This window comes from Polaromonas sp. P1_F2, assembly GCF_056405735.1.
The window spans coordinates 22,175-44,541 of the sequence record NZ_JBFUBN010000004.1 but is presented as its reverse complement, the minus strand read 5'-3'; the positions used below and the strand labels follow the sequence as shown (position 1 = coordinate 44,541).

The following is a 22,367-nucleotide window of genomic DNA, read 5'->3' as shown; positions in this document are numbered from 1 at the left end:
CTCTCCACCAATTCAGAAGATCGTTGATTTGATTCGTTATTTTTCTTTGTCACTCAAAAATCCCTCCGAATTTCAGGCGTCAACATTCCGACTTTTCTATCTTTAAAGCTAGTACATTAGAAAGATGAAGAAAAAAGTCGTGATGGGTTTCCTGGGCACCCAGCTTGATTCGGGCCTGGGTTCGGGGCGCTGGGAAAAATGGCGGCCGACGGTGTCGATCGCGCAGCATGAAGACCTGGTCGTCGACCGGCTGGAGCTGATGCACGACGCGCGCAACAAGGCATTGGCCGAGCGGGTGCGCGACGACGTGGTCCAGCTCTCGCCCGGCACCGAGGTCCGCCTGGTCGAGATGAACCTGGCCAACCCCTGGGATTTCGGCGAGGTCTACGGCGCGCTGTATGACTGGATGGGCGCCTACGCCTTCGACACCGAGCGCGAGGAGTACTGGGCCCACATCACCACCGGCACGCACGTGGCGCAGATCTGCCTGTTTTTGCTGGTCGAGGCGCGCTTCATTCCCGGCGTGCTGCTGCAGACGGCGCCGCCCCGGGGCCGGCAAGGCCAGGGCACCGGCAGTTATGAACTGATAGACCTGGACCTGTCGCGCTACGACGCGATCAACGCGCGGCTGGCGGTTGCGCAGGAAGATGCCGTCTCCTTCCTCAAGAGCGGCATCGCCACACGCAACCCGCGCTTCAACACCATGATCGAGGAAATTGAGCGCATTGCCGTGCAGAGCAAGGCGCCCATCCTGCTGACCGGGCCGACGGGCGCGGGCAAGTCCATGCTGGCGCGGCGCATCTTCGAACTCAAAAAATCACGCCACCAGGTCGGCGGCGGTTTTGTCGACGTGAACTGCGCGACCTTGCACGGCGACGGCGCGGCTTCCGCACTGTTCGGCCACAAAAAAGGCGCTTTCACCGGCGCGGCCGGCGACCGCCCCGGCCTGCTGCGCACCGCCGACAAGGGCGTGCTGTTTCTCGATGAAATCGGCGAGCTGGGCCTGGACGAGCAGGCCATGCTGCTCAAGGCCGTCGAGGAAAAACGCTTCCTGCCCGTGGGCGCCGACAAGGAAGTTGAAAGCAGCTTCCAGCTGATAGCCGGCACCAACAAGGACCTGCGCGCGGAAGTCGCGCGCGGCCGCTTTCGCGAAGACCTGTTCGCGCGCATCAACCTCTGGACTTACACCTTGCCGGGCCTCTCCCAGCGCCGGGAAGACATCGAGCCCAATATGGACCACCAGCTCACGCTGGCCTCCGAAGACCTGGGCCGCAAGACCCGCATGACCACCGAAGCGCGCACCGCTTACCTGCGCTTCGCACAGTCGGGTGAGGCCGTCTGGACCGGCAACTTCCGCGATCTCAGCGCCTCCATCACGCGCCTTGCCACGCTGGGCGACAACGGCCGCATAGGCCTGGGCCTGGTGGAAGCGGAGATCGCGCGGCTGCGCTGGCAGTGGCAGGCGACGGAGCCGGAAACGGGCGGCAGCGCCGCATCGCTCGCCGGCCTGCTGGGCGGCGCCGCGGACACGCTGGATTATTTTGACCGGCTGCAGCTTCAGGCCGTGATCGAGGTGTGCCGCAAAAGCGACTCCCTCAGTGATGCCGGGCGGGCGCTGTTCAATGTCTCGCGCACGCAGCGCAGCGTGGTGAACGACGCGGACAGGCTGCGCAAGTACTTGCTGAAGTTTGACCTGAGTTGGGGAAAAATCTCAGCCTGACCAGCACTGGATCGACACTGGATCGACACTGGATCGGCACTAGATCGGCAATTGGGTGGTCGAGAGCACCTGCTTGAGCACCATGAAGGTACGGACCTGCCGTACACCCGGCAAATACAACAGCTGCTCCGCATGGAGGCGATTGAAACTGTCGTTGTCCCGGGTTCGCACCAGCATGAAGTAATCGAACTCGCCGGTCACGACGTGGCATTCCATGCAGCCCGACACCGTCTGCGCCGCCTTTTCAAAGTTGGCGAAGGACTCGGGCGTTGACCGGTCCAGCACGACGCCGATCATGACCAGCATGCCGAGGTCCAGCAGGTGCGGGTTGAGCAGCGCCACCACGCCCTTGATCAAGCCAAGCTCTTTAAGCCGCTCCACGCGCCTCAGGCATGCGGGCGCGCTCAGGTTCACCTTGCCCGCCAGCGCCACGTTGGACACCGAGGCGTCGCGCTGGAGCGCCTTGAGGATCGCCCGGTCCGTGCGGTCCAGCGCGTCCCTGAGGGAAGCCGGTGCGCTGCTTTTTTCGAGAAATTTTGTTGTGCTCATATGAACCTATACAGAATAAAAATCAAAAAACCCGGCAAAGAAACCATATTCGTTTTGAATTTTAGAAGAATTTCGCAACCACCATTTTGTCATTTGTTTTTAATATTGGCCTCAACGGAGCATCAATGCAGCAATTGAAGAAAGGGTGGGTATGCCGTCTTTATTCGCAAGTCTTGATGCCTGGAGACCCGTCTTAACCCCAGGAGCCATTCGCATGAACCTCAAGAAATTCCCCCGCCACTCTTTGACCTTCGGCCCCACGCCGATCCAGCCGCTCAAGCGGCTCAGCGCCCACCTGGGCGGCAAGGTCGATCTTTTCGCGAAACGCGAGGACTGCAACAGCGGCCTGGCTTTCGGCGGCAACAAGACGCGCAAACTGGAGTACCTGATTCCCGAAGCCCTGGAAGGCGGTTATGACACCCTGGTGTCCATAGGCGGCATCCAGTCCAACCAGACGCGCCAGGTGGCCGCCGTTGCCGCGCACCTGGGCATGAAGTGCGTGCTGGTCCAGGAGAACTGGGTGAATTACTCCGACGCGGTGTATGACCGGGTCGGCAATATCGAAATGTCGCGCATCATGGGCGCCGACGTGCGCCTGGACGCGGCCGGTTTTGATATCGGCATACGCCCCAGCTGGGAACAGGCCATGGACGACGTGCGCAAGGCCGGCGGCAAGCCCTTCCCGATCCCCGCCGGCTGTTCGGAACACCCGCGCGGCGGCCTGGGATTCGTCAGCTTCGCCGAAGAAGTGCGGCAGCAGGAGGCCGAACTGGGCTTCAAGTTCGACTACATCGTGACCTGCTCGGTCACCGGCAGCACGCAGGCCGGCATGGTGGTGGGTTTTGCGGCGGATGGGCGCGCCGACAAGGTCATCGGCATCGACGCCTCGGCCAAGCCCAAACAGACCTTTGACCAGATCCTGCGCATCGCGAAGGGCACGGCCGAACTGGTCGAACTGGGCCGCGACATCACGGCCAAGGACGTGGTGCTGGACGACCGCTTCGGCGGCCCGGAATACGGCCTGCCCAACGAAGGGACGCTGGAAGCCATCCGCCTGTGCGCCCGCATGGAAGGCATGCTGACCGACCCGGTCTACGAAGGCAAGTCCATGCACGGAATGATCGAGAAGACCCGCCTGGGCGAATTCCCGGCGGGCTCCAAGGTGCTGTATGCCCACCTCGGCGGCGTCCCGGCGCTCAACGCCTACAGCTTCCTCTTTCGCAACGGTTGAAGCCCGCCCGCCCAACGCCTGTTGCCAGCGCATTTTTCCCCTGATGAAAGCAAGCCATGAAGCCAGCCCCCAAGTCCCTTCGTATCCTCTCCATACTGCTACTGGCCATGCTGGCGGCGACGGGGGCGCAGGCGCAGGCCTATCCGGTCAAGCCCATCCAGCTGGTCGTGCCTTTCCCTGCGGGCGGCGCGACCGACATCGTGGGCAGGCTGGTGGGGCAGAAGCTCGGCGAACGGCTGGGCCAGCCCGTCGTCATTGAAAACCGCGCGGGCGGCGGCACCATCGTGGGCGCCGGCTACGTGGCCAAGGCTGCCGCGGACGGCTATACCCTGCTCATCAGTTCGGGGTCGACCTTCACGGTCAACCCGGCCATCAACTCCCGGCTGCCCTACGACCCCGTCAAGAGCTTTGAGCCCATCGCGCTGACGGCGCGTGTGCCGCTGATCCTGGTGGCCAATCCGCAGGTTCCCGTCGGCAGCATCAAGCAGCTCATCACGGCCGTGCAGGCATCGCCGGGCAAGTACATGTACGGCTCCTTCGGCACCGGCACCACGGGCCACTTCGCGGGTGAACTCATCCTGAACGCCACGGGATTGAAGATGGAGCATGTGCCTTACAAAGGCAGCGCCCCCGCCATCACGGACCTGGTCGGCGGCCAGATCCCGTTTTCCGTTGACACAGTGGCGGCCACGCTCCCGCAGATCAAGGCCGGCAAGATCAAGCCGATTGCCGTGACCGCCGCCAGGCGCTCCACTTTGCTGCCGAATGTGCCGACGGTCGCGGAGTCCGGCTACCCGGGCTTCGACGCGGACTCCTGGCTCGCCATCGTGGCGCCGCGGGGCATCCCGCGCGAAGTGAGGGTACGCCTTGAACTGGCGCTCGCCAACACCATGGCCGACCCGGAGGTCAGGGACAAGCTGCTGGCCAACGGCCTGGAGCCCGCTTACGCCCCGGCCGCCGCGGTTGCGGCCTTGATAGACCACGACCTTCCCATCATGCGCGCCACCGCGCAACGTGCCAACATACGTTCGGAATAAATCGCGCCATCCCGCACACGACTTTTACCTCCTCCCCCATCATGAGCAGAGACGACGCACTGGCCAGGGCGGCCGCCTATTTCGATGACGGCAGCTTCCTCGAAACGCTGTCGCGCCGTGTCGCCGTGCGCAGCGAAAGCCAGAACCCGGCGGGTGGGCCGCAGCTTCACGCCTACCTGGCGAAGCACATCGCGCCCCAGCTCACGCAGCTCGGCTTCACGCACCGCATCCTTGACAACCCGCATGCCGGAGGCGGGCCCTTCCTGCTGGCCACGCGCACTGAAGCCGACGCGGCTTTCAGCGTGCTGACCTACGGGCATGGCGACGTGGTGCGCGGCCAGGAAGGTCTGTGGCGCGAGGGCCTGGACCCCTGGCGCGTCACGGTGCAAGGGGACCGCTGGTACGGCCGCGGCACCGCGGACAACAAGGGGCAGCACACCATCAACCTTGCCGCGCTGGCCCAGGTGCTGGCGGTGCGCGGGGGAAAGCTCGGCTACAACCTCAAGATCGTCCTGGAGACCGGGGAAGAAACCGGCTCGCCGGGCCTGCGCGAGTTCTGCGCCCTGCACCAAGAGGAACTCGCCGCCGACGTGTTCATCGCTTCCGACGGCCCCCGCGTGGCGGCCTCCAGCCCCACCCTGTTCCTGGGCTCGCGCGGCTTTTTCAATTTCAGCCTGCGGGCCCACCTGCGGGACGGCGGCCACCATTCCGGCAACTGGGGCGGCCTGCTGCGCAACGCCGGCACCCGGCTGGCCCACGCCATCGCCAGCCTGGTGGACGCCAAAGGACGCGTGCTGGTCAAGGGGCTGCTGCCCGACTCGCTGCCGGCCAACGTCCGGGAGGCCCTGCAGACCATCAGCGTCGGGGGCGACCCGGGCGACCCCGCCATCGACAGCGACTGGGGCGAGCCCGGGCTCACACCCACCGAGCGCGTTTACGGCTGGAACACCGTGGAAGTCCTGGCCTACAAGACCGGCAACCCCGACGCGCCGGTCGGCGCCATTCCCGGCCACGCTTTTGCGCTGTGCCAGATACGCTTCGTCGTGGGCAGCGACAGCGCCAATTTTGTGGCGCATATCCGGGAACACCTTCAGGCCCATGGCTTCGATGACATCGACGTGCAACCCGATGGCGAGCCCATGGCCGCCACCCGGCTGGACCCCGATGACGCCTGGGTGCGCTGGGGCCTGGATTCCATCCGGCGCAGCACCGGAAAAGCCCCGTCCCTGCTGCCGAACTTTGGCGGCTCGCTGCCCAACGACGTCTTCGCCGAGCTGCTGGGCATGCCGACGCTGTGGTTCCCGCACTCCTACCCGGCCTGCAGCCAGCACGCCCCCAATGAACATCTGCTGGGCAGCGTGGCGCGTGAAGGCCTGCAGCTCATGGCGGGGATTTTCTGGGACCTGGCCGAGAGCGGCCATGACGTCGTCCGGCATCGCGCCGGCTTGCGATAACCAATGTACGGACGCCGCGGCTACTCGCTCATCACCACCAGAACCTGCGCATCCGCGCGCCCCAGCGAGACGTAGATGTGGCCGACGCCGCTGTCGAAATAAGCCGACTCATGGCGGCCCACCTCGATGATTTCACCAGTTTCGAATTCGATGCGCACCCGGCCCGACAGCACCGTCAGGAACTCCTGCCCCGGGTGGCGGACGAAATCGGAGAACTGGTCGCGCGCCCGGGCCAGGATGCGGCCGTGCATCGGCGTCATGCGCTTGCCGGGGAAACCGGCGGCCAGCGCGCGGTAGTCGTAGTTGCCCGACCTGTAGGCCGGTGCGTCGCCGGCATCGGACCAGACCACCACGGGCGTGGCCGCGCCGGGCTGCGGCGCTGCGGCCCGCGCGTCCAGCAACTGCCCCACGTCCAGCGACAGCGCCCGGGCCACGGCGGCCAGCTTTTCATAGCTGACCGAGATCTGGCCCAGCTCCATCTTGGACAGGGTGGACAGCGCCACGCCGGAACGCCCGGACAGGTCCTTGAGCGTCAGCCGCCGCGCCTTGCGGTGCGCGCGCAGGCTCAGGCCCAGTTGCACCCTGTCCGCTTCAGGGGCGGCGGCGGGCGGGCGGGCGGGGCGTGGGGCCATGGTGTTTTCCCTTTGTTTGGCTCAAATCGGGCGCAAATCAGGCGTAATCCCGGTAAATCGGCTGGACAGGCATGATTCTCGCATGTGAGAATTCTCAAATGAGAGAATTTGAGCGAAAGATTGAATGAAAGAATATGACATCCTGATCGTCGGCGCCGGCATTGCGGGCGCCTCCCTGGCCTGGCGCCTGGCCGGGCAGCGCAGCGTCGCGCTGCTTGAGCGCGAGTCCCAGCCGGGCTACCACTCCACGGGCCGCTCCGCCGCCATGTTCATGGAAAGCTACGGCCCGCCCATGGTGCGGGCGCTGACGCGCGCCAGCCGCGCCTTCTATGAACAGCCACCGGAAGGCTTCGCGCCCGACCTGATGCAGCCGCGCGGCGTGATCTACCTCGCCACGCACGGGCAGGAAAAAGAACTGGCCGACACCCGCAAGGAACTGTCGCCAAGCTGCCCCGGCCTGGCGACCCTGGACGCCGGCACCACGCTGGCCCACGTGCCCTGCCTGCGGCCCGATCTGGTGCACGGCGCGCTGTACGACGCCGGCGCACAGGACCTGGACGTGCATGCCCTGCACCAGGGTTTCCTGCGCGGCTTTCGCCGCAAGGCGGATGGGGATGGCGAACTGCGCACCAGCGCAGGCGTGACCCGGGCCGCGCACGACGGCCGCTGCTGGACCGTGGAACTGGCCGACGGCCAGGTGCTGCGCGCCCACACCGTGGTGAATGCTGCGGGCGCCTGGGCCGACGAGCTGGGCGCCGTGTTCGGCGCGCGGCCCATCGGCCTGGTGCCGCACCGGCGCAGCGCCTTCACCTTCAAGGGGCCCGAGGGTGTGGACGCTTCGCACTGGCCTGCCGTGGTGGGCGTCGACGAAAGCTATTACTTCAAGCCCGACGCGGGCCAGATGCTGGGCTCACCCGCCAATGCCGACGCCACGGTGCCGCACGACGTGGTGCCCGAGGAACTCGACATCGCCATGGGCATACACCAGATTGAAAGCGTCTCGACCCTGACCATACGCCGGCCGGCGAGCACCTGGGCCGGCCTGCGCTCTTTTGTGCCCGACGGCGAAATGGTGATAGGCCAGGACGACACCTGCCCCGGCTTCTTCTGGCTCGCGGCGCAAGGCGGCTACGGCATCCAGAGCGCGGCGGGCGCGAGCGCGCTGGCCGATGCCCTGCTGCGCCAGGCCGCGCTGCCCGAAGAATTGCTGCGGCAGGGCCTGGACGCCCGCGCGCTGTCGCCGGCCCGCCTGCGATGACGCTGCCGCCTACCCCCGTCCCACCATCGACCGACACTTCAAAGAGGCCTACCATGCAACACATGTCATTCAACGCACTGCGCCGCACGCTGATCGCCGGCGGCATGATCTTCTGCGGGCTGGCAGCCGTGGGCGGGCCTGCCCGCGCCGCTGATTTTCCGGAGCGGCCCGTGACGCTGGTCGCGCCCTTCCCGGCCGGCGGCGCGGCCGACGTGCTGGCGCGCATCCTGGGCAAGGCCCTGGGCGACCAGTTGGGCCAACCCGTGGTGGTCGAAAACAAACCAGGCGCCGGCACCGCCATAGGCGCGGCCGCGGTCGCCAGCGCCAAGCCCGACGGCTACACCCTGCTCGTGAGCTCGAACTCCACTTTCACGCTGAACCCGGCGCTGCAGCCCAAGCTGTCCTACGACCCGGCCAAGGGTTTTGAGGCGATCGGCCTGGTGGGCTCTGTCGCGCTCGCGATGCTGGTGAACCCGTCGGTCACCGCCACCGACGTGCACCAGTTTGTGGCCGCCGCCAAGGCCAACCCCGACAAATACCTCTACGGCAGCTTCGGCAACGGCACCAGTTCCAATTTCGCCGGCGCGATGTTCAACACGGCCACCGGCCTGAAGATGACACATGTGCCCTACAAGGGCTCAGGCCCGCTGATGACCGACCTGATGGGCGGGCAGATCCCGGTGTCCTTCGATACCGTGGTCGCCGCGTCGCAGCAGCTCAAGTCCGGCAAGATCCGCGTGCTGGCCGTGGCCATGAACAAGCGCTCCGCCCTGCTGCCGAATGTGCCGACCATGGCCGAGGCCGGCTACCCGGCCGTCGACATGAACGCCTGGCTGGCCGTGGTGGTGCCCAAGGGCGTGCCGGCGCCCGTCAAGGCACGGCTTGAAAAAGCATTGATGACTGTCATGGCGAATCCCGAAACACTGGACAAGCTCAAGGCCGCCGGCTTCGAGCCCGGCTACACCGCGGTTCCCGACTGGTCCGGCATGGTCACGGCCGAGATCACGCGCATGAAAGCCCTGGCAGAGCGTTCCCAGATCAAGACAGATTGAACAAAACAGACTGAACGAGACAGATATGCCCTCCACCCTGCCAGACATCTCCGCCGTCGAACTGCGCCGCCTGATCGGCAGCCGCCAGGTTTCGCCGGTGGAATTGATGGACGCCTGCATAGGCCGCATCGAAAGCCTCAACCCCGCCATCAACGCCATCTGCGCGACCGACTTCACGCGGGCACGCGAGGCCGCGCGCGAAGCCGAGGTGCAGGTGATGCGCGGCGGCCCGCTGGGGCCGCTGCACGGGCTGCCGCTGGGCGTGAAGGACCTGCAGGACACGGCGGGCCTCTTGACCACCTACGGCAACGTGGGACTGCGCGGCAACGTGCCGGCCAAGGACAACGCGCTGGTGGCCAAGCTGCGCGCGGCGGGCGCCATCGTCACGGCCAAGACCAATGTGCCCGACATGGGCGCGGGCGCCAACACCCGCAACCCGGTCTGGGGCGCGACGGGCAATCCCTTCAACCCCGCGCTCAATGCGGGCGGTTCCTCGGGCGGCTCGGCCGCGGCACTGGCGGCCGGCATGCTGCCGATCTGCACCGGCTCCGACACCGGCGGCTCGCTGCGCATCCCGGCTGCGCTGTGCGGCGTGGTCGGCCTGCGGCCTTCGCCCGGCCTGGTGGCCAACGACGCGCGGCCGCTGGGCTGGTCGGTCATCTCGGTGCTCGGGCCCATGGGCCGCAATGTGGACGACACGGCACTGCTGCTGTCCGCCAGCGTGGGCGCGGATGCGCGCGACCCGCTGTCCTACCCGGTGGACGGCGCCGGCTTCTGGCCGCTCAAGCCCGCGGACCTGTCCACGCTGCGCGTCGGCACCACCGAAGACTTCGGCCTGTGCATCGTCGACCCGGAGATACGCCGCGTGTTCCGCCAGCGCGTGGAGGCCATCCGGCCGCTGGTGGCCAGTTGCGAACCGGTGGACCTGCAACTGGGCGACGCCGACCGCGCCTTCGACACGCTGCGCGCCGAGAGTTTTGTCGCGGCCTTTGCCGACACCTACCGCAAGGCGCCCGAAACACTGGGCCCCAATGTGCGCGCCAACATGGAAATCGCCGCCGCCATCACCTTGGCCGACCGCGCCTGGGCACACCTGGAGCAGACCCGCATCTCGCGCCGCTTTGCAAAAGCCTTCGAACAGTACGACCTGATCCTGGCACCGGTCACACCGGTCACGCCCTTCCCCTGGACGGAGCTGTTCGCCGGCAACATCGACGGCCAGGCCATGCGCAACTACTACCACTGGCTGGGCCTGACCTACGTGGTCACGCTGGCCACCAACCCGGCGCTGGCCCTGCCCTGCGGCAAGGACGAACACGGCATGCCCTTCGGCCTGCAGGTGATCGGGCGGCTGCATGGTGATGCGCAACTGCTGGCCGCGAGCCGGGCGCTGGAACAGGTGTTCGAAGGCAGCGACAGCCTGCGCCGGCCGGTGCCCGACCTCAAGCCCCTGCCGGCGGCCAGGCCGGAACTCAAGTCCATCGTCACGCACCCGCCCGAGATGGCGGGCAGCCAGGGTTCCGGCGGCTTGAACGCCGTCTGAGCCGCGCTTGCGGGCCTAGGAGTCTGGGCGGCAGAAGGCGTCGAAGCGAAAAGCGAGCCCAGCGAGGACAGTTTTTGCCGGGTTTGCAGACTCATAGCCATAGCTATGGGGCAAAAAGCCGGTGAAAAATGGACCGCTGCGCTCGCTTTGCAGCCGATGCTCCTTCTGCCGCCCAGACTCCTAGAGGATCAGCAGCGCGCGGAAGTCGTTGACGTTGGTGTGCGTGGGCCCGGTGATGACCAGGCCGCCCAGCGGCTCAAAATAGCCATAGGCATCGTTGCGGTCCAGGTATTGGTCGATCTTCATGCCCTGGGCCAGCGCACGCTGCAAGGTATCGGGCGCCACAAAGGCGCCGGCATTGTCTTCGACGCCGTCTATGCCGTCGGTGTCGGCCGCCAGCGCGTACACGCCGGGCTGGCCCTGCAGCGCGAGCGCCAGGCCCAGGCAGAACTCGCCGGCGCGGCCGCCCCGGCCACGCGGCGTGCCTTCGGGTTGCTTGCGGACGGTGACCGTGGTCTCGCCGCCGCTCAGGATCACGCAAGGCCTGCTGAAAGGCTGGCCCTTGAGCGCCACGGCACGGGCCAGCGCCGCATGCACCTTTCCGACCTCGCGCGATTCACCTTCCATCTCGTCGCTCAGGATCCAGGCCTGCAAGCCGGCCGCGCGCGCCACGGCGGCGGCGGCTTCCAGGCTTTGCTGGGGCGTGGCGATCATGTGGACCTCATGGCCGGTGAAGACCGCGTCGCCTGGCTTGGGGGTTTCGAGTGCGCTCTGCTCCAGCAGGCTCATGATGGCGCCCGGCACTTCAATGCCGTAGCGCTGCAGAATCGCCACCGCCTCGGCGCAGCTGGTCGCGTCGGGCACCGTGGGGCCGCTGGCGATGATGGACGGGTCATCGCCCGGCACGTCGCTGATGGTGAGCGTCACCACGCGCGCCGGCGCGCAGGCCGCGGCCAGGCGCCCACCCTTGATGCGCGAGAGATGCTTGCGCACGCAGTTCATCTCGGAAATGTTCGCGCCGCTGTTGAGCAGCGCCTTGTTGATGCGCTGCTTGTCTTCCAGCGTCAGGCCTTCGGCCGGCAAGGTCAGCAGGGCCGAGCCGCCGCCCGAGATCAGGCACAGCACCAGGTCGTTTTCGGTCAGGCCCTGCACCATGGCCAGGATGCGCTGCGCGGCCGCCAGCCCGGCGGCGTCAGGCACCGGGTGCGCGGCCTCGACGATTTCGATGCGTTGCTTGAGGCCATCGGGCCGGGGCGGAATGTGGTGGTAGCGCGTGACGACCAGGCCTTCGAGCGGCGCATCGGCCGGCCACAAGGCCTCGACCGCCTGCGCCATGGAGCCGCCGGCCTTGCCCGCGCCAATCACGATGGTGCGGCCGCCGCTGGCTTTTGTGGGCGGCTCGGGCAGGTAGCGGGCGGTGTTTTCGAGCGGCAGCGCGCGCGTGACGGCGGCACGGTACAGGTGCTCGAGGAACTCGCGCGGCTGGATGGTGGCGTCGGGGGTGGTGTTGCTGGGCATGCTGGGAGTGCTGGAAATGGGTGTCTTGGCGGCGGTCATTGAAATGTCTCCACCCCGGATTGTGCCGTGGTAACCGGGCAGTAACCCGGCAGGCCCCGGGGGTTTGGGGGATACGGCAAAAACAGGCGCTGCCTAGAATGATCTTTCACCCCGCGCAACCCATTCCACCACCGAAGAAGAAAGCCCGCATCGCATGAATGCTTACCTCGCCCTTGGCATTGCCATCGTTGCCGAAGTCATCGCCACCACGGCGCTCAAGTCCAGCGAGAGCTTCACGCGTCTGGTGCCCTCGCTAATCAGCATCGCCGGCTACGGCACGGCGCTTTACCTGCTCACGGTGACCATGAAATCGATTCCCACCGGCGTGACCTATGCGATCTGGTCGGGCCTGGGCATTGTGCTGATCAGCATCACCAGCTTCTTCGTCCACCAGCAGAAGATAGACCTCTGGGGCATGGTGGGCATGGCGCTGATCATCGCGGGTGTGGTGGTGCTGAACCTCTTTTCGAACACCACCAGCATTCACTAAGGACCAAGACACCAAGGACCATGGCCGGTTCCAGGAAGAATGAGCGGCTTGCGCGGCGTCACTTCTTCCCCAGCCCCAGCCGCCGCGCGCCTTCGGTGTAGAGCGCTATGCGCTCTTTCATGAAGGCGTCCATCTGGTCCGTGCCCACGCTGATCAGTTCAAAGCCGTTCCTGGCGGCGAGCTCCTTCATCTCCGGCTCGCTGTTGAGCGCGGCCCACAGGTCCGACAGGCGCTTGCGCGCTTCCGGCGGCGTGGATTTGGGCACGCCGATGCCGCGGTAGGCGCCGTCCACCCAGTCCACGCCCAGCTCGCGGAAGGTGGGCACGTCGGGCATCAGCGGGTGGCGCTTTTCCATGGCCACCGCGAGCGGCCGCACCCTGCCCTTGTTGCTGATGGCAAAGGGCGTGTAGGTCACCGCGCCGTCGACCTGCGCGCCGATCACGGCGATGGACATGTCGCCCGTGCCTTTGTAAGGCACGTAGGTGCTTTTGATGCCGAAGGCCGCATTGAGCCGCTCATGCGCCGCATGGTTGGCCGAGTTCAAGCCCGAGCCGCCCAGGTTGAGCTTGCCGGGGTTCTTTTTGGCCGCCGCGATGAAGTCCGCGAAGGTCTTGATCGGGCTTTTCTCGGGCACCACCAGCACGTCGGGCGTGTAGTGGAACCAGAACACCGGCACGATGTCGGCCGTCTTGTACTGCACCTCGCCCTCAATGGGCTGGAACACGATGTGCGGCAGGTTGATGCCCACGACGTTGAGGCCATCCCCGGGCAGGTTGTTCATCTGGCCCCACATCAGGCCGCCGCCCGCGCCCGCCTTGTACTGGATGATGGTGTCGACCACCGGGCATTTTTTCTTGAGCACGACCTGCTGGTGGCGCGCCGACAGGTCGGACTCGCCGCCCGGCGGAAAGGCCTGCCAGTACTGCAAATTTTTGTCGGGGCAGGCGGGAGCGGCTGGCGAAGGCTGTGCCATGGCGGCGGGCGCTGCCGCGATGCAGAAAATGCCCATCCACTTTTTGAGCTCGGTGTTCATGCTTTGTCTCCGGGTGTTTTGGGGAGCGGGAACCGGCCGGCATTCAAAAGTGCACTGCGCACCGGCGGCGCGTTGAAAGGCTCAGGCGGCCTGCAACAGGCGGCTGCCGACCTCCGCGCAGACGGCCTCGGTGACCTGCGCGGTGGTGGCCTGGCCGCCCAGGTCGCGGGTGTGCAGCGCGGCATTGGCGGTGGTTTTTTCAATCGCCGCCATCAGCACCGCGGCGGCTTCGGCCTCGCCCAGGTGTTCCAGCAGCATGACGCAGCTCCAGAAGGTGCCGACCGGGTTGGCCAGGCCTTTGCCCATGATGTCGAAGGCCGAGCCGTGGATGGGCTCGAACATGCTGGGATAGCGGCGTTCGGGGTCTATGTTGCCGGTGGGCGCGATGCCCAGGCTGCCGGCCAGCGCGGCGGCCAGGTCGCTCAGGATGTCGGCATGCAGGTTGGTGGCGACCACGGTGTCCAGCGAGGCGGGCCGGTTCACCATGCGGGCGGTGCAGGCGTCGACCAGTTCCTTGTCCCAGCTGACGTCGGGGAACTCCCGGCTGATCTGCAGCGCGATCTCGTCCCACATCACCATGGCGTGGCGCTGGGCATTGGACTTGGTGACCACGGTCAGCAGCTTGCGCGGGCGCGACTGCGCCAGGCGGAAAGCGTAGCGCATGATGCGCTCGACGCCGGCGCGCGTCATCATCGAAACGTCGGTTGCCACTTCAATCGGGTGGCCCTGGTGCGCACGCCCGCCCACGCCGGAATACTCGCCCTCGGAGTTCTCGCGCACGATGACCCAGTTGAGCTGCTCCGGCGCGCAGCGCTTGAGCGGCGCGTCTATGCCGGGCAGGATGCGCGTGGGCCGCACGTTGGCGTACTGGTCGAAGCCCTGGCAGATCTTCAGGCGCAGGCCCCACAGCGTGACGTGGTCGGGGATGTGCGGGTCGCCGGCCGAACCGAACAGGATGGCGTCCTGGCCGCGCAATTCGTCCAGGCCCTTGTCGGGCATCATGACGCCGTGCTTGCGGTACCAGTCGCCGCCCCAGCCGTAGGACGTGAACTCGAAACGGAAATTCTTTTGCGTGGCGGCAAGCGCTTGCAACACTTGCTGGCCGGCCGGGACGACCTCCTTGCCGATGCCGTCGCCGGGGATGCAGGCGATTTTGTAAGTCTTCATGGGTTTCCTCAGTGGTGATGCCTCCAATGTAGCGATTGGCGGGAACAACAAAAGCCTTTAAAGTGAGACCATTGTTAACTTCAGGTTACGAATGAATCCGGCAAACCCCGCTCCCTCGGAGATGGCTTTTTTCAGCCTGCTGGCGCGCTACGGCAGCCTTTCGGCCACGGCGCGCGAGCTCGGCATCAGCACCGCGGCCGTCAGCAAGCGGCTGGCACAGATGGAGGCCAGGCTAGGCGTGCAGTTGCTCAACCGCACGACGCGGCGCGCCAGCCTCACGCAGGAAGGCGAGATCTACCTGACGCATGCGCGCCGCATCCTGGCCGATATCGACGACATGGAGCAGCAGGTCTCCAGCGCCGTGGCTGCCCCCAAGGGCCTGCTGCGCGTGAACGCCACCCTGGGTTTCGGCCGCAGCCATGTGGCGCCGCTGGTCTCGCGTTTCGTGAAAGCCCATCCCGAGGTCGAAGTGCAGCTGCAGCTCACCGTCAACCCGCCGCCGCTGACCGAGGACGCCTTCGATGTCTGCATACGCTTCGGCGAGCCGCCCGACGCCCGTGTGGTGGCGCGCCTGATCGCGCCGAATCGCCGCCTGCTCTGCGCCGCGCCGGCCTACCTGGCCCGCCACGGCACACCCCGGGTGCCGCACGACCTGGCGCGGCACAACTGCATAGGCATACGCCAGGGCGACGAGGCCTACGGCATGTGGCGCCTGTCCTCCGGCAAGCAGACGCAGGCCGTCAAGGTGCACGGCAACCTGAGCACCAGCGACGGCGAGATCGCGGTGAACTGGGCGCTGGACGGCCACGGCATCCTGATGCGCGCCGAATGGGACATCGCCAAATACCTGCGCAGCGGCCGGCTGGTGCAGGTTCTGGAGAACTACCGCACGCCGCCGGCCGACATCCATGCGGTCTACCCGGCCCGCCACCAGCATTCAGCCCGCGTCAAGGCCTTTGTAGATTTCCTCGCGCGGCATTTTGAGAAACCGTCGACGCGTGCTGCCGGGCTGGCCAGCAGCTGGTAATCGCTACTCAGTTCGCGCGCCCGCATCGAACCACTGCTTGATGGCCAGTCGCTCATCCTCGGTGATGCCGGTCGCGTTGTTCATCGGCATCAGCCGCGTGACCACGGCCTGCTGGTAGACCTGGGTTGCGTGCTGCCTGACGGCCCCGGGTGAATCGAGGCGGACATTCTTCATCTGCAGTTGCGCGCCGTGGCACTGGTAGCAACGCTGGGCCAGGATGGCCTGCACCTTGTCATAACCGGAGCCCGATGAGACGGCGGCCGGCATTGCCGCAGCGATGGGCGCCGGCTTCATCCAGACGATCACGCCGATGATCACCACCACACCCGCCAGCGCATACGGCAGCGGGTGCCGGTTGCGGCCAAGCTTGTAGCCGTGGCGCAGCACGAAGAACTGGCGTATCGCCGCGCCCGCCAGCATCATGAGGATCAGCACCAGCCAGTTTTGCGGATGGCTCCAGGTGAAGCTGTAGTGGTTGCTGAGCATGGCGAACAGCACAGGCAGCGTGAAGTAGGTGTTGTGCACGCTGCGCTGCTTGCCGCGCTGGCCGTGCACAGGGTCCACCGGCTCACCGGCTTTGATCGCGGCCACGACCTTGCGCTGGCCGGGGATGATCCAGAAAAACACATTGGCGCTCATGGCCGTCGCCATCATCGCGCCTACCAGCAAAAAGGCCGCGCGCCCGGCAAACCAGTGGCAGGCCAGCCAGGACGCGATGCAGACCAGCACGGCGACCAATGCGCCCACGATGGCGTCGCCGTTCTTGCCCTTGCCGAACAGCTGGCAGATGCCGTCGTAGAGCATCCAGAACACCACAAAGAAAGACAGCGCCACGCCGGCCGCGGCGCCGGGCGACCAGTTCATCAGCGATTTGTCGACCAGGTAGGTGCCGGCGTTCCAGAGGTAGGACACCGTGAACAGCGCAAAACCCGACAGCCAGGTGCTGTAGCTTTCCCAGTAAAACCAGTGCAGGTGGGCCGGCAGCTGCGGCGGCTTGACGGCGAATTTGACCGGGTGGTAAAAACCGCCGCCATGCACGGCCCAGAGCTCGCCGCTGACGCCCTGCTTCTTCAAGTCTTCATCCACCGGCGGCGTGAGGCTGCTGTCGAGGAAGACGAAGTAAAACGAGGAGCCGACCCAGGCGATGGCGGTGATGACGTGGACCCAGCGCAGCAGCAGGTTGGCCCAGTCCAGGAGGTAGCTTTCCATATTCCCTCAACCCTTGCGGCACCCATGCGGGCTCCGCGATTTCAGCCTGCTCACCACTGCGGGCGCTGTAAGCAGAAAACGGGTCACGAACAAGAGAACGAGTGGTTGACTATCTCGTTCCCGGCTCCGCTGCGACCTGGTGACGCGAGTTTATAGCCTTTGCCGTCAGCCGCAAAGCCAGACGGCACAGGCTCAATCCGCATCGATGCTTTGCAACAACTGCGCCGCGACAGCAACGGCAATGACTTCCGGCTCCTTGCCTGTGATGCCGGGCACGCCTATCGGACAAGTCACATGCGCGAGTTCAGCCGCCGTGAAGCCCCTGGCCTCCAGCCGATGCCTGAAGGTCGCCCATTTGGTCTGGCTGCCGATCAGGCCGATGTAGGGCAGGTCGCCCTGCTCGCGCTGGCGCTTGAGGCAGGCGGCCACGATGTCCAGGTCTTCCGCATGGCTGAAGCTCATGACCAGCACGCGCGATTGCGGCGCCAGGCTGGGCACGGCGTCCTGCACCGGCTCGGAATGCTCGCACACCACACGCGGCGGCACGCTGTCCGGGAACACGCCGTCGCGGCTGTCTATCCAGCTCAGCGCGAACGGCAGGGGTGCGAGCACCTGGACGAGCGCATGGCCGACATGGCCGCCGCCAAACAACGCCACAGGCGTGAGCCGCGGCGCATCCAGCCGCAGCGCCGCCGCATCGCCGGCCTCCACCCGCTCGAAGCGCAGCTGCACCACACCGCCGCAGCATTGGCCCAGCGACGGGCCCAGCGCCACGCGCTGCGGCTCAACTTCGTGCGGAGCATCGCCTTTTTCCAGTAGCGCGCGGGCTTTGGTGATGGCCTCGTATTCGAGGTGGCCGCCGCCTATGGTGCCCACAATGGCATCGGCGAACACGGCCATCCAGGTGCCCGCCTCGCGCGGGACCGAACCCTGTGTTTCGGCCACCCGCACCAGCACCGCCGGCGCTGTGGCCAGGCGGGCCAGCAGGGTGTCAAGTAACAAATCGGTGTTGCGGGAAACCATTGGTGACGTGTTGAAGAGCGTAAGCGAATGAAATCGTGGGCAAAATGAGACCTTAGCACCACCCGGCCGGCGCGCGGTCTCCGCGCATGATGGCGGGTATACGCAAAACCCCATGAGCCGGCCCCAAGAGGCCTAGAGAGGCAAACCATGACAAGACCAGAGATGCCTTCCTCCCCTTCTACTTCAACTTCTTCTTCCGCCCCGCGGCGCTTCTGGCTGATGGCCCTGCTGTCCGCGGCCGGGGCCGCCATCGTGAGCGCCTGCAAGACCGCACCCGACGCCACGCCCGCGCCCGGACCCGCCAAGGCGCCGGACACCCCGGTGATCGGCCCCATCGCCGGCCCCCAGGGCTCGGCCCGGAGCTCCAGTGCGGCCACGCCGCGCGCCTACCGCGAAGACGGCGCCACGCACATCTACGGCCTTAATTCAGACCGTGTCTACAAGGGCCGCATGCCGCCGCTGCTGTATGCCGTCGGCGTGCTGAACGTGGAGATCGACAGGGTCGGGCGCGTAACCCGCCTGGACTGGATGCGCGCGCCGCGCCACGCGCCCGAAGTGATGGCCGAAATCGAAAGCACCGTCCAGAAGGCCTCGCCTTTCCCGGCGCCCACCCGCATGGGCAAGGTGGTCTACACCGACACCTGGCTGTGGCACAAGAGCGGGAAATTTCAGCTAGACACGCTCACAGAGGGTCAGGATTAAGGCCCCCACGCTTTTCACTTCGAGTCTGCGGCGCGCTTGCCCCTGCTGGCTGAGCGGCTCGCTGCGCATCGCGCTTGCGCGACCCTCTCCCATCCGTTCGGGCTGAGCCTTAGGCTGTTTGGTATTTCTTGTCCCCACCCCTTGTGGATGCGCCGAGGAGCGGAGGTCCAGACGGATCAGGGATCGCGTTGTTTGAGCCGAAGGCGAGTTTAGCGAGACCCCGTCTGGACCGAGCACCGCAGGTTGCCCGTAGCGAAGCGCAGGGACGCAGCAACCAGGGTCGCTTTTTCTTTTGCTTACTTTTCTTTTGGCGAAGCAAAAGAAAAGTGAGTTGCCGCCGGCAACCCCGGCCCCGGAACCAAAAACAACTCAGCTTCCAAAACGACCAGGTGCTTCGATACCTCAGCACGAACGGTAAAAAAATATCTCAAGGAAGCAGGATGTGGTGCTTTGACGCGAACGGAAAACCACCGTTCGCCCCGAGGTATCGAAGGGTGGTAACCGCAGACCCCCTCCTGCGCCCCTCAATCAATCTTCAAGTTCTGCGTCTTGACGACGTTAACCCAGGCGCGGTAATCGGCTTCGATGAACTGGCCCAGTTGCGCCGGGGTGCCGGGCGCGGGGTCAACAGCGTCGGCCTTGAAACGGGCCAGCACATCGGGCATGGCCACGATCTTGTTGATGGCGGCATTCAAGGTGTTGACGACGGCCGGCGGCGTGCCGGCAGGCGCGGCCAGCGCGAAGTAGTTCAGCACGTCAAAACCCTTCAGGCCGGACTCGCCCATGCTGGGCACGTCGGGCAAGGCGCTGGACCGTTTGGCGCTGGTGACGGCCAGGGCCTTGACGCTGCCGTTCTTGATAAAAGGCAGCAGCGCCGGAATGGTGCCGGTCACAAGCTGGATCTGCCCGCCGATCATGTCCATGGTGGCCGGCGCCACGCCGCGATACGGGATGTGCGTGATGAAGGTGCCGGTGCGGGCTTTGAGCGATTCCAGCACCAGGTGGTTGACACCGCCCGCGCCGGCGGAGCCGTAGTTGAGCGCGCCGGGTTTCTGTTTGGCCAGCGCGATCAGCTCTTTCATGTTGTTGGCCGGCAGCTGCTTGTTGGCGGCCCAGACCAGCGGGCCGCTGGCGATCATGCCGACCGGCGTGAACTGGCGCAGCGGGTCATAGTTGGCGCTGGGCACCGAGGCCGCCACCGTGGTGAAAGGCGATGCCACCAGCAGCAGCGTGTAGCCGTCGGCCGGCGCTTGCGCCACAAACTGCGTGCCGATGGCGCCCGAGGCGCCGGCGCGGTTGTCGACCACAAACGTGCCGCCCAGGACTTCCCCGAGCTTTTGCGCGATCAATCGCCCCATCGCGTCGGTGCCGGCGCCGGGCGCAAACGGCACGACGATCTTGACGGGACGTTCAGGATAAGCGGCGGTGTTGGAAGAAGGGCCTTGCGCCAGCGCGGTGCAAGCCATCAGGCTGGCGGCGGTGCCTGCAGACAACAACAGGGCTTGGCGGCGGCTCAGCGCGCCCATCGGCTTGACATTCATGGGGGAAGAGGCTCAGTAGTAAAAAGGGCTGATTGTTAACCTCCCAGATGACGCCCGCATGACACGGGCCTCATGGAAGGGCTCAGCTGCCGCGGTAGGTCGAATAGCTCCAGGGGCTCACCAGCAAAGGCACGTGGTAATGCGCGGTGATGTCGGCCACGCCGAAGTCCAGGCTGACCTGGTCCAGGAAGGCCGGCTCGGGCAGCGCCACGCCGCGCGCCTTGAAGTAATCCGCGACGTCAAACACCAAGCGGTAAGTACCCGCTTTCAAATTGCTGCTGTCGTAGAGGGGTCCGTCGGGGCTGCGGCCGTCATCGTTGAGAACAAAGGATTTCACTAGCGTGGCCTGCCCAACTTGCGTGGCGAATAGCGAGACTTTCATCCCACCAGCGGGCACGCCGTGCATCGTATCCAGTACATGTGTGCTCAAGCCCATGGGATTCCTTCGAGATGGTGAGTAGCGGAAATGGAGATGGTCACATTCCCGATTCGGTTTACCAAAAGTGTATACAGTTTTTTGATTTGCGGCTATCATGCGCCGATGGAATCATCGACCACTCACGCCATTGTCGAGGCGCTGACCAAGGCCATTGTGGAGCACAGGCTGCACCCGGGCACCAAGCTGGCGGAACAAAAACTTGCCGACCATTTCGGCGTCTCGCGCACGCTGGTGCGGCAGGCGCTGTTCCAGCTTTCACAAAACCGGCTGATACGCCTGGAGCCCGCGCGCGGCGCTTTTGTGGCTGCCCCCTCGGTGATGGAAGCGCGCCAGGTGTTCGCAGTGCGCCGCATGCTGGAAACCGAAATGACGCGCGCCTTCGTGCGCGAGGTCACGCCCGCGAAGATCAAGGCGCTGAAAGAACACGTGGCCCAGGAAAAAGCCGCGCTTGACATTGGCGATGTGCCCGGCCGCAACGAGCTGCTGGGCGATTTCCATGTGCGCATGGCCGAGCTCATGGGCAATGAAGTGCTGGCGCAAATGCTGGGCGAGCTGATCTCGCGCTGCGCGCTGATCACCCTGATGTACCAAACGGCCAGCGCCGCCGAACACTCCAACGACGAGCACGCCGAAATCGTCAAAGCCCTGGCCGCCAAGGATGAGGCCCTGGCCGTGCGCCTGATGACCGAGCACCTGCTGCATGTCGAGGAAAACCTGGCCTTCAACCGCAAGGTGCCGACCAACGACATTTCGATGGCCTTGTCATGATGAACAACAGCTACCCCAGAGACTTGGTCGGCCACGGCCGGAATCCGCCGCATGCGCAGTGGCCCGGCCAGGCCCGCATCGCCGTGCAGTTCGTGCTCAATTACGAAGAAGGCGGCGAGAACTCGGTGCTGCACGGCGACGCCGGCTCCGAGCAGTTTTTGTCCGAGATGGCCAACCCGCCCAGCTTTGCCGACCGCCACCTGAGCATGGAAGGCATTTACGAATACGGCTCGCGCGTGGGCGTGTGGCGCATCCTGCGCGAGTTTGAAAAGCGCGGGCTGCCGCTGACCGTCTTCGGCGTCGGCATGGCCTTGCAGCGCCACCCCGAGGTGGCCGCAGCCTTCACCGAGCTCGGCCACGAAATCGCCTGCCACGGCTGGCGCTGGATCAACTACCAGCAGGTCGACGAAGCCACCGAGCGCGAACACATGCGCCTGGGCCTGGACGCGATCGAAAAACTCACCGGCACGCGCCCGCTGGGCTGGTACACCGGCCGCGACAGCCCCAACACACGCCGATTAGTAGCCGACGACGGCCGGCTCGAATACGACAGCGACTACTACGGCGACGAGCTGCCCTTCTGGACCGAGGTCAAACGAACCGACGGCGCCGTGGTGCCCCGGCTGGTCGTGCCCTACACGCTGGACACCAACGACATGCGCTTCGCCCTGCCCCAGGGCTTCGCGCAGGCCGAGGACTTTTTTATCTACCTGCGCGACAGCTTCGACGCGCTGTATGCCGAAGGCGACGCGTCGCCCAAGATGCTCAGCATAGGCATGCACTGCCGCCTGCTGGGCCGGCCCGGCCGCATCGTGGCATTGCAGCGTTTCCTCGACCATGTGCAGAAGCACGACCGCGTCTGGGTCTGCCGCCGCATCGACATCGCCCGCCACTGGCAGGCCACCCACCCCCACACGCCCCGGCAGGAAAGCTGA

The 22,367-nt window shown here is 65.8% G+C and carries 21 protein-coding genes; 12 read left to right on the top strand and 9 right to left on the bottom strand.

The features are described 5' to 3' along the window. Window positions 1-124 precede the first annotated feature (124 nt). A complete protein-coding gene (gene rtcR / locus AC1D0O_RS09855; protein WP_477653352.1) occupies window positions 125-1,720 on the top strand; it encodes an RNA repair transcriptional activator RtcR in 1,596 nt (531 codons plus the stop codon). A 39-nt stretch (window positions 1,721-1,759) separates the two neighbouring features. Here the strand turns inward: rtcR and AC1D0O_RS09850 are convergent, their stop codons facing one another. Continuing rightward, window positions 1,760-2,269 (bottom strand): Lrp/AsnC family transcriptional regulator, encoded by a 510-nt coding sequence (locus AC1D0O_RS09850; RefSeq protein WP_477653351.1) that lies wholly within the window; start codon window positions 2,267-2,269, stop codon window positions 1,760-1,762. A gap of 214 nt (window positions 2,270-2,483) precedes the next feature. Between AC1D0O_RS09850 and AC1D0O_RS09845 the strand changes: the two genes are divergently transcribed. Genes AC1D0O_RS09845 through AC1D0O_RS09835 form a run of 3 tightly spaced genes read left to right on the top strand, consistent with a single transcriptional unit; the run spans window position 2,484 to window position 5,991 of the window. Continuing rightward, window positions 2,484-3,500 (top strand): 1-aminocyclopropane-1-carboxylate deaminase, encoded by a 1,017-nt coding sequence (locus AC1D0O_RS09845; RefSeq protein WP_436157967.1) that lies wholly within the window; start codon window positions 2,484-2,486, stop codon window positions 3,498-3,500. Window positions 3,501-3,556: 56 nt separating this feature from the next. Further along, window positions 3,557-4,537: a Bug family tripartite tricarboxylate transporter substrate binding protein gene (locus AC1D0O_RS09840; RefSeq protein ID WP_477653350.1), complete on the top strand. Its 981-nt coding sequence runs from the start codon at window positions 3,557-3,559 to the stop codon at window positions 4,535-4,537. Window positions 4,538-4,578: 41 nt separating this feature from the next. After that, window positions 4,579-5,991: a M20 family metallopeptidase gene (locus AC1D0O_RS09835; RefSeq protein WP_477653349.1), complete on the top strand. Its 1,413-nt coding sequence runs from the start codon at window positions 4,579-4,581 to the stop codon at window positions 5,989-5,991. Between the two features lie 20 nt (window positions 5,992-6,011). Here the strand turns inward: AC1D0O_RS09835 and AC1D0O_RS09830 are convergent, their stop codons facing one another. After that, window positions 6,012-6,623, bottom strand: coding sequence for a helix-turn-helix domain-containing protein (locus AC1D0O_RS09830; RefSeq protein WP_477653348.1), 612 nt, complete (start codon window positions 6,621-6,623; stop codon window positions 6,012-6,014). 124 nt (window positions 6,624-6,747) lie between these two features. Between AC1D0O_RS09830 and AC1D0O_RS09825 the strand changes: the two genes are divergently transcribed. Genes AC1D0O_RS09825 through AC1D0O_RS09815 form a run of 3 tightly spaced genes read left to right on the top strand, consistent with a single transcriptional unit; the run spans window position 6,748 to window position 10,476 of the window. Then, window positions 6,748-7,881 carry an NAD(P)/FAD-dependent oxidoreductase gene (locus AC1D0O_RS09825; RefSeq protein ID WP_477653347.1) on the top strand — a complete coding sequence of 378 codons (1,134 nt, stop codon included), beginning with the start codon at window positions 6,748-6,750 and terminating at the stop codon, window positions 7,879-7,881. A 53-nt stretch (window positions 7,882-7,934) separates the two neighbouring features. Further along, complete coding sequence (locus AC1D0O_RS09820) at window positions 7,935-8,933, top strand: Bug family tripartite tricarboxylate transporter substrate binding protein (RefSeq protein WP_477653346.1); 999 nt, start codon at window positions 7,935-7,937, stop codon at window positions 8,931-8,933. A 25-nt stretch (window positions 8,934-8,958) separates the two neighbouring features. Then, a complete protein-coding gene (locus AC1D0O_RS09815) occupies window positions 8,959-10,476 on the top strand; it encodes an amidase (protein ID WP_477653345.1) in 1,518 nt (505 codons plus the stop codon). Window positions 10,477-10,656: 180 nt separating this feature from the next. On the opposite strand, the gene AC1D0O_RS09810 is transcribed toward AC1D0O_RS09815, so the two are convergent. Beyond that, window positions 10,657-11,994 (bottom strand): glycerate kinase type-2 family protein, encoded by a 1,338-nt coding sequence (locus AC1D0O_RS09810; protein ID WP_477653671.1) that lies wholly within the window; start codon window positions 11,992-11,994, stop codon window positions 10,657-10,659. 193 nt (window positions 11,995-12,187) lie between these two features. Between AC1D0O_RS09810 and AC1D0O_RS09805 the strand changes: the two genes are divergently transcribed. Beyond that, a complete protein-coding gene (locus tag AC1D0O_RS09805) occupies window positions 12,188-12,523 on the top strand; it encodes a DMT family transporter (RefSeq protein ID WP_477653344.1) in 336 nt (111 codons plus the stop codon). Between the two features lie 58 nt (window positions 12,524-12,581). Here AC1D0O_RS09805 and AC1D0O_RS09800 read toward each other — a convergent pair whose 3' ends face one another. Further along, the gene (locus AC1D0O_RS09800) at window positions 12,582-13,556 is read right to left on the bottom strand and encodes a tripartite tricarboxylate transporter substrate binding protein (RefSeq protein WP_477653343.1); all 975 of its coding nucleotides are present in this window, start codon (window positions 13,554-13,556) and stop codon (window positions 12,582-12,584) included. A gap of 81 nt (window positions 13,557-13,637) precedes the next feature. After that, window positions 13,638-14,723, bottom strand: coding sequence for a tartrate dehydrogenase (locus AC1D0O_RS09795; RefSeq protein WP_477653342.1), 1,086 nt, complete (start codon window positions 14,721-14,723; stop codon window positions 13,638-13,640). A 91-nt stretch (window positions 14,724-14,814) separates the two neighbouring features. On the opposite strand from AC1D0O_RS09795, the gene AC1D0O_RS09790 reads away from it, so the two are divergent. Then, window positions 14,815-15,750, top strand: coding sequence for a LysR family transcriptional regulator (locus tag AC1D0O_RS09790; RefSeq protein WP_477653341.1), 936 nt, complete (start codon window positions 14,815-14,817; stop codon window positions 15,748-15,750). Window positions 15,751-15,753: 3 nt separating this feature from the next. Here the strand turns inward: AC1D0O_RS09790 and AC1D0O_RS09785 are convergent, their stop codons facing one another. Together AC1D0O_RS09785 and xdhC are read right to left on the bottom strand one after the other, a co-directional pair. Beyond that, window positions 15,754-16,959: a urate hydroxylase PuuD gene (locus AC1D0O_RS09785; protein WP_477653340.1), complete on the bottom strand. Its 1,206-nt coding sequence runs from the start codon at window positions 16,957-16,959 to the stop codon at window positions 15,754-15,756. 192 nt (window positions 16,960-17,151) lie between these two features. After that, window positions 17,152-17,982: a xanthine dehydrogenase accessory protein XdhC gene (gene xdhC / locus AC1D0O_RS09780; protein WP_477653339.1), complete on the bottom strand. Its 831-nt coding sequence runs from the start codon at window positions 17,980-17,982 to the stop codon at window positions 17,152-17,154. 147 nt (window positions 17,983-18,129) lie between these two features. Here xdhC and AC1D0O_RS09775 point away from each other — a divergent pair, with 147 nt between their 5' ends. Continuing rightward, a complete protein-coding gene (locus tag AC1D0O_RS09775; RefSeq protein WP_477653338.1) occupies window positions 18,130-18,684 on the top strand; it encodes a hypothetical protein in 555 nt (184 codons plus the stop codon). A 524-nt stretch (window positions 18,685-19,208) separates the two neighbouring features. Here AC1D0O_RS09775 and AC1D0O_RS09770 read toward each other — a convergent pair. Both AC1D0O_RS09770 and uraH read right to left on the bottom strand, forming a co-directional pair. Then, entirely contained in the window at window positions 19,209-20,225 is a 1,017-nt protein-coding gene (locus AC1D0O_RS09770; protein WP_477653337.1) for a tripartite tricarboxylate transporter substrate binding protein, read from the bottom strand. Between the two features lie 82 nt (window positions 20,226-20,307). Then, a complete protein-coding gene (gene uraH, locus AC1D0O_RS09765) occupies window positions 20,308-20,661 on the bottom strand; it encodes a hydroxyisourate hydrolase (RefSeq protein WP_477653336.1) in 354 nt (117 codons plus the stop codon). A 105-nt stretch (window positions 20,662-20,766) separates the two neighbouring features. Here uraH and AC1D0O_RS09760 point away from each other — a divergent pair, with 105 nt between their 5' ends. Next, window positions 20,767-21,432 (top strand): GntR family transcriptional regulator, encoded by a 666-nt coding sequence (locus AC1D0O_RS09760; protein WP_477653335.1) that lies wholly within the window; start codon window positions 20,767-20,769, stop codon window positions 21,430-21,432. Further along, the gene (puuE, locus tag AC1D0O_RS09755; protein ID WP_477653670.1) at window positions 21,432-22,367 is read left to right on the top strand and encodes an allantoinase PuuE; all 936 of its coding nucleotides are present in this window, start codon (window positions 21,432-21,434) and stop codon (window positions 22,365-22,367) included. The genes AC1D0O_RS09760 and puuE overlap by 1 nt, the downstream gene beginning before the upstream one ends.

Bases quoted from the DNA above. Each gene is read 5' to 3' on its own strand.
- AC1D0O_RS09785 (WP_477653340.1), bottom strand. From the start codon at position 16,959: ATGGAAAGCTACCTCCTGGACTGGGCCAACCTGCTGCTGCGCTGGGTC.
- uraH (WP_477653336.1), bottom strand. From the start codon at position 20,661: ATGGGCTTGAGCACACATGTACTGGATACGATGCACGGCGTGCCCGCT.
- AC1D0O_RS09845 (WP_436157967.1), top strand. From the start codon at position 2,484: ATGAACCTCAAGAAATTCCCCCGCCACTCTTTGACCTTCGGCCCCACG.
- AC1D0O_RS09830 (WP_477653348.1), bottom strand. From the start codon at position 6,623: ATGGCCCCACGCCCCGCCCGCCCGCCCGCCGCCGCCCCTGAAGCGGAC.
- AC1D0O_RS09810 (WP_477653671.1), bottom strand. From the start codon at position 11,994: ATGCCCAGCAACACCACCCCCGACGCCACCATCCAGCCGCGCGAGTTC.
- AC1D0O_RS09790 (WP_477653341.1), top strand. From the start codon at position 14,815: ATGAATCCGGCAAACCCCGCTCCCTCGGAGATGGCTTTTTTCAGCCTG.
- puuE (WP_477653670.1), top strand. From the start codon at position 21,432: ATGAACAACAGCTACCCCAGAGACTTGGTCGGCCACGGCCGGAATCCG.
- AC1D0O_RS09800 (WP_477653343.1), bottom strand. From the start codon at position 13,556: ATGAACACCGAGCTCAAAAAGTGGATGGGCATTTTCTGCATCGCGGCA.
- AC1D0O_RS09850 (WP_477653351.1), bottom strand. From the start codon at position 2,269: ATGAGCACAACAAAATTTCTCGAAAAAAGCAGCGCACCGGCTTCCCTC.
- AC1D0O_RS09825 (WP_477653347.1), top strand. From the start codon at position 6,748: ATGAAAGAATATGACATCCTGATCGTCGGCGCCGGCATTGCGGGCGCC.
- AC1D0O_RS09770 (WP_477653337.1), bottom strand. From the start codon at position 20,225: ATGAATGTCAAGCCGATGGGCGCGCTGAGCCGCCGCCAAGCCCTGTTG.
- AC1D0O_RS09815 (WP_477653345.1), top strand. From the start codon at position 8,959: ATGCCCTCCACCCTGCCAGACATCTCCGCCGTCGAACTGCGCCGCCTG.
- AC1D0O_RS09820 (WP_477653346.1), top strand. From the start codon at position 7,935: ATGCAACACATGTCATTCAACGCACTGCGCCGCACGCTGATCGCCGGC.
- xdhC (WP_477653339.1), bottom strand. From the start codon at position 17,982: ATGGTTTCCCGCAACACCGATTTGTTACTTGACACCCTGCTGGCCCGC.
- rtcR (WP_477653352.1), top strand. From the start codon at position 125: ATGAAGAAAAAAGTCGTGATGGGTTTCCTGGGCACCCAGCTTGATTCG.
- AC1D0O_RS09775 (WP_477653338.1), top strand. From the start codon at position 18,130: ATGACAAGACCAGAGATGCCTTCCTCCCCTTCTACTTCAACTTCTTCT.
- AC1D0O_RS09760 (WP_477653335.1), top strand. From the start codon at position 20,767: ATGGAATCATCGACCACTCACGCCATTGTCGAGGCGCTGACCAAGGCC.
- AC1D0O_RS09795 (WP_477653342.1), bottom strand. From the start codon at position 14,723: ATGAAGACTTACAAAATCGCCTGCATCCCCGGCGACGGCATCGGCAAG.
- AC1D0O_RS09835 (WP_477653349.1), top strand. From the start codon at position 4,579: ATGAGCAGAGACGACGCACTGGCCAGGGCGGCCGCCTATTTCGATGAC.
- AC1D0O_RS09805 (WP_477653344.1), top strand. From the start codon at position 12,188: ATGAATGCTTACCTCGCCCTTGGCATTGCCATCGTTGCCGAAGTCATC.
- AC1D0O_RS09840 (WP_477653350.1), top strand. From the start codon at position 3,557: ATGAAGCCAGCCCCCAAGTCCCTTCGTATCCTCTCCATACTGCTACTG.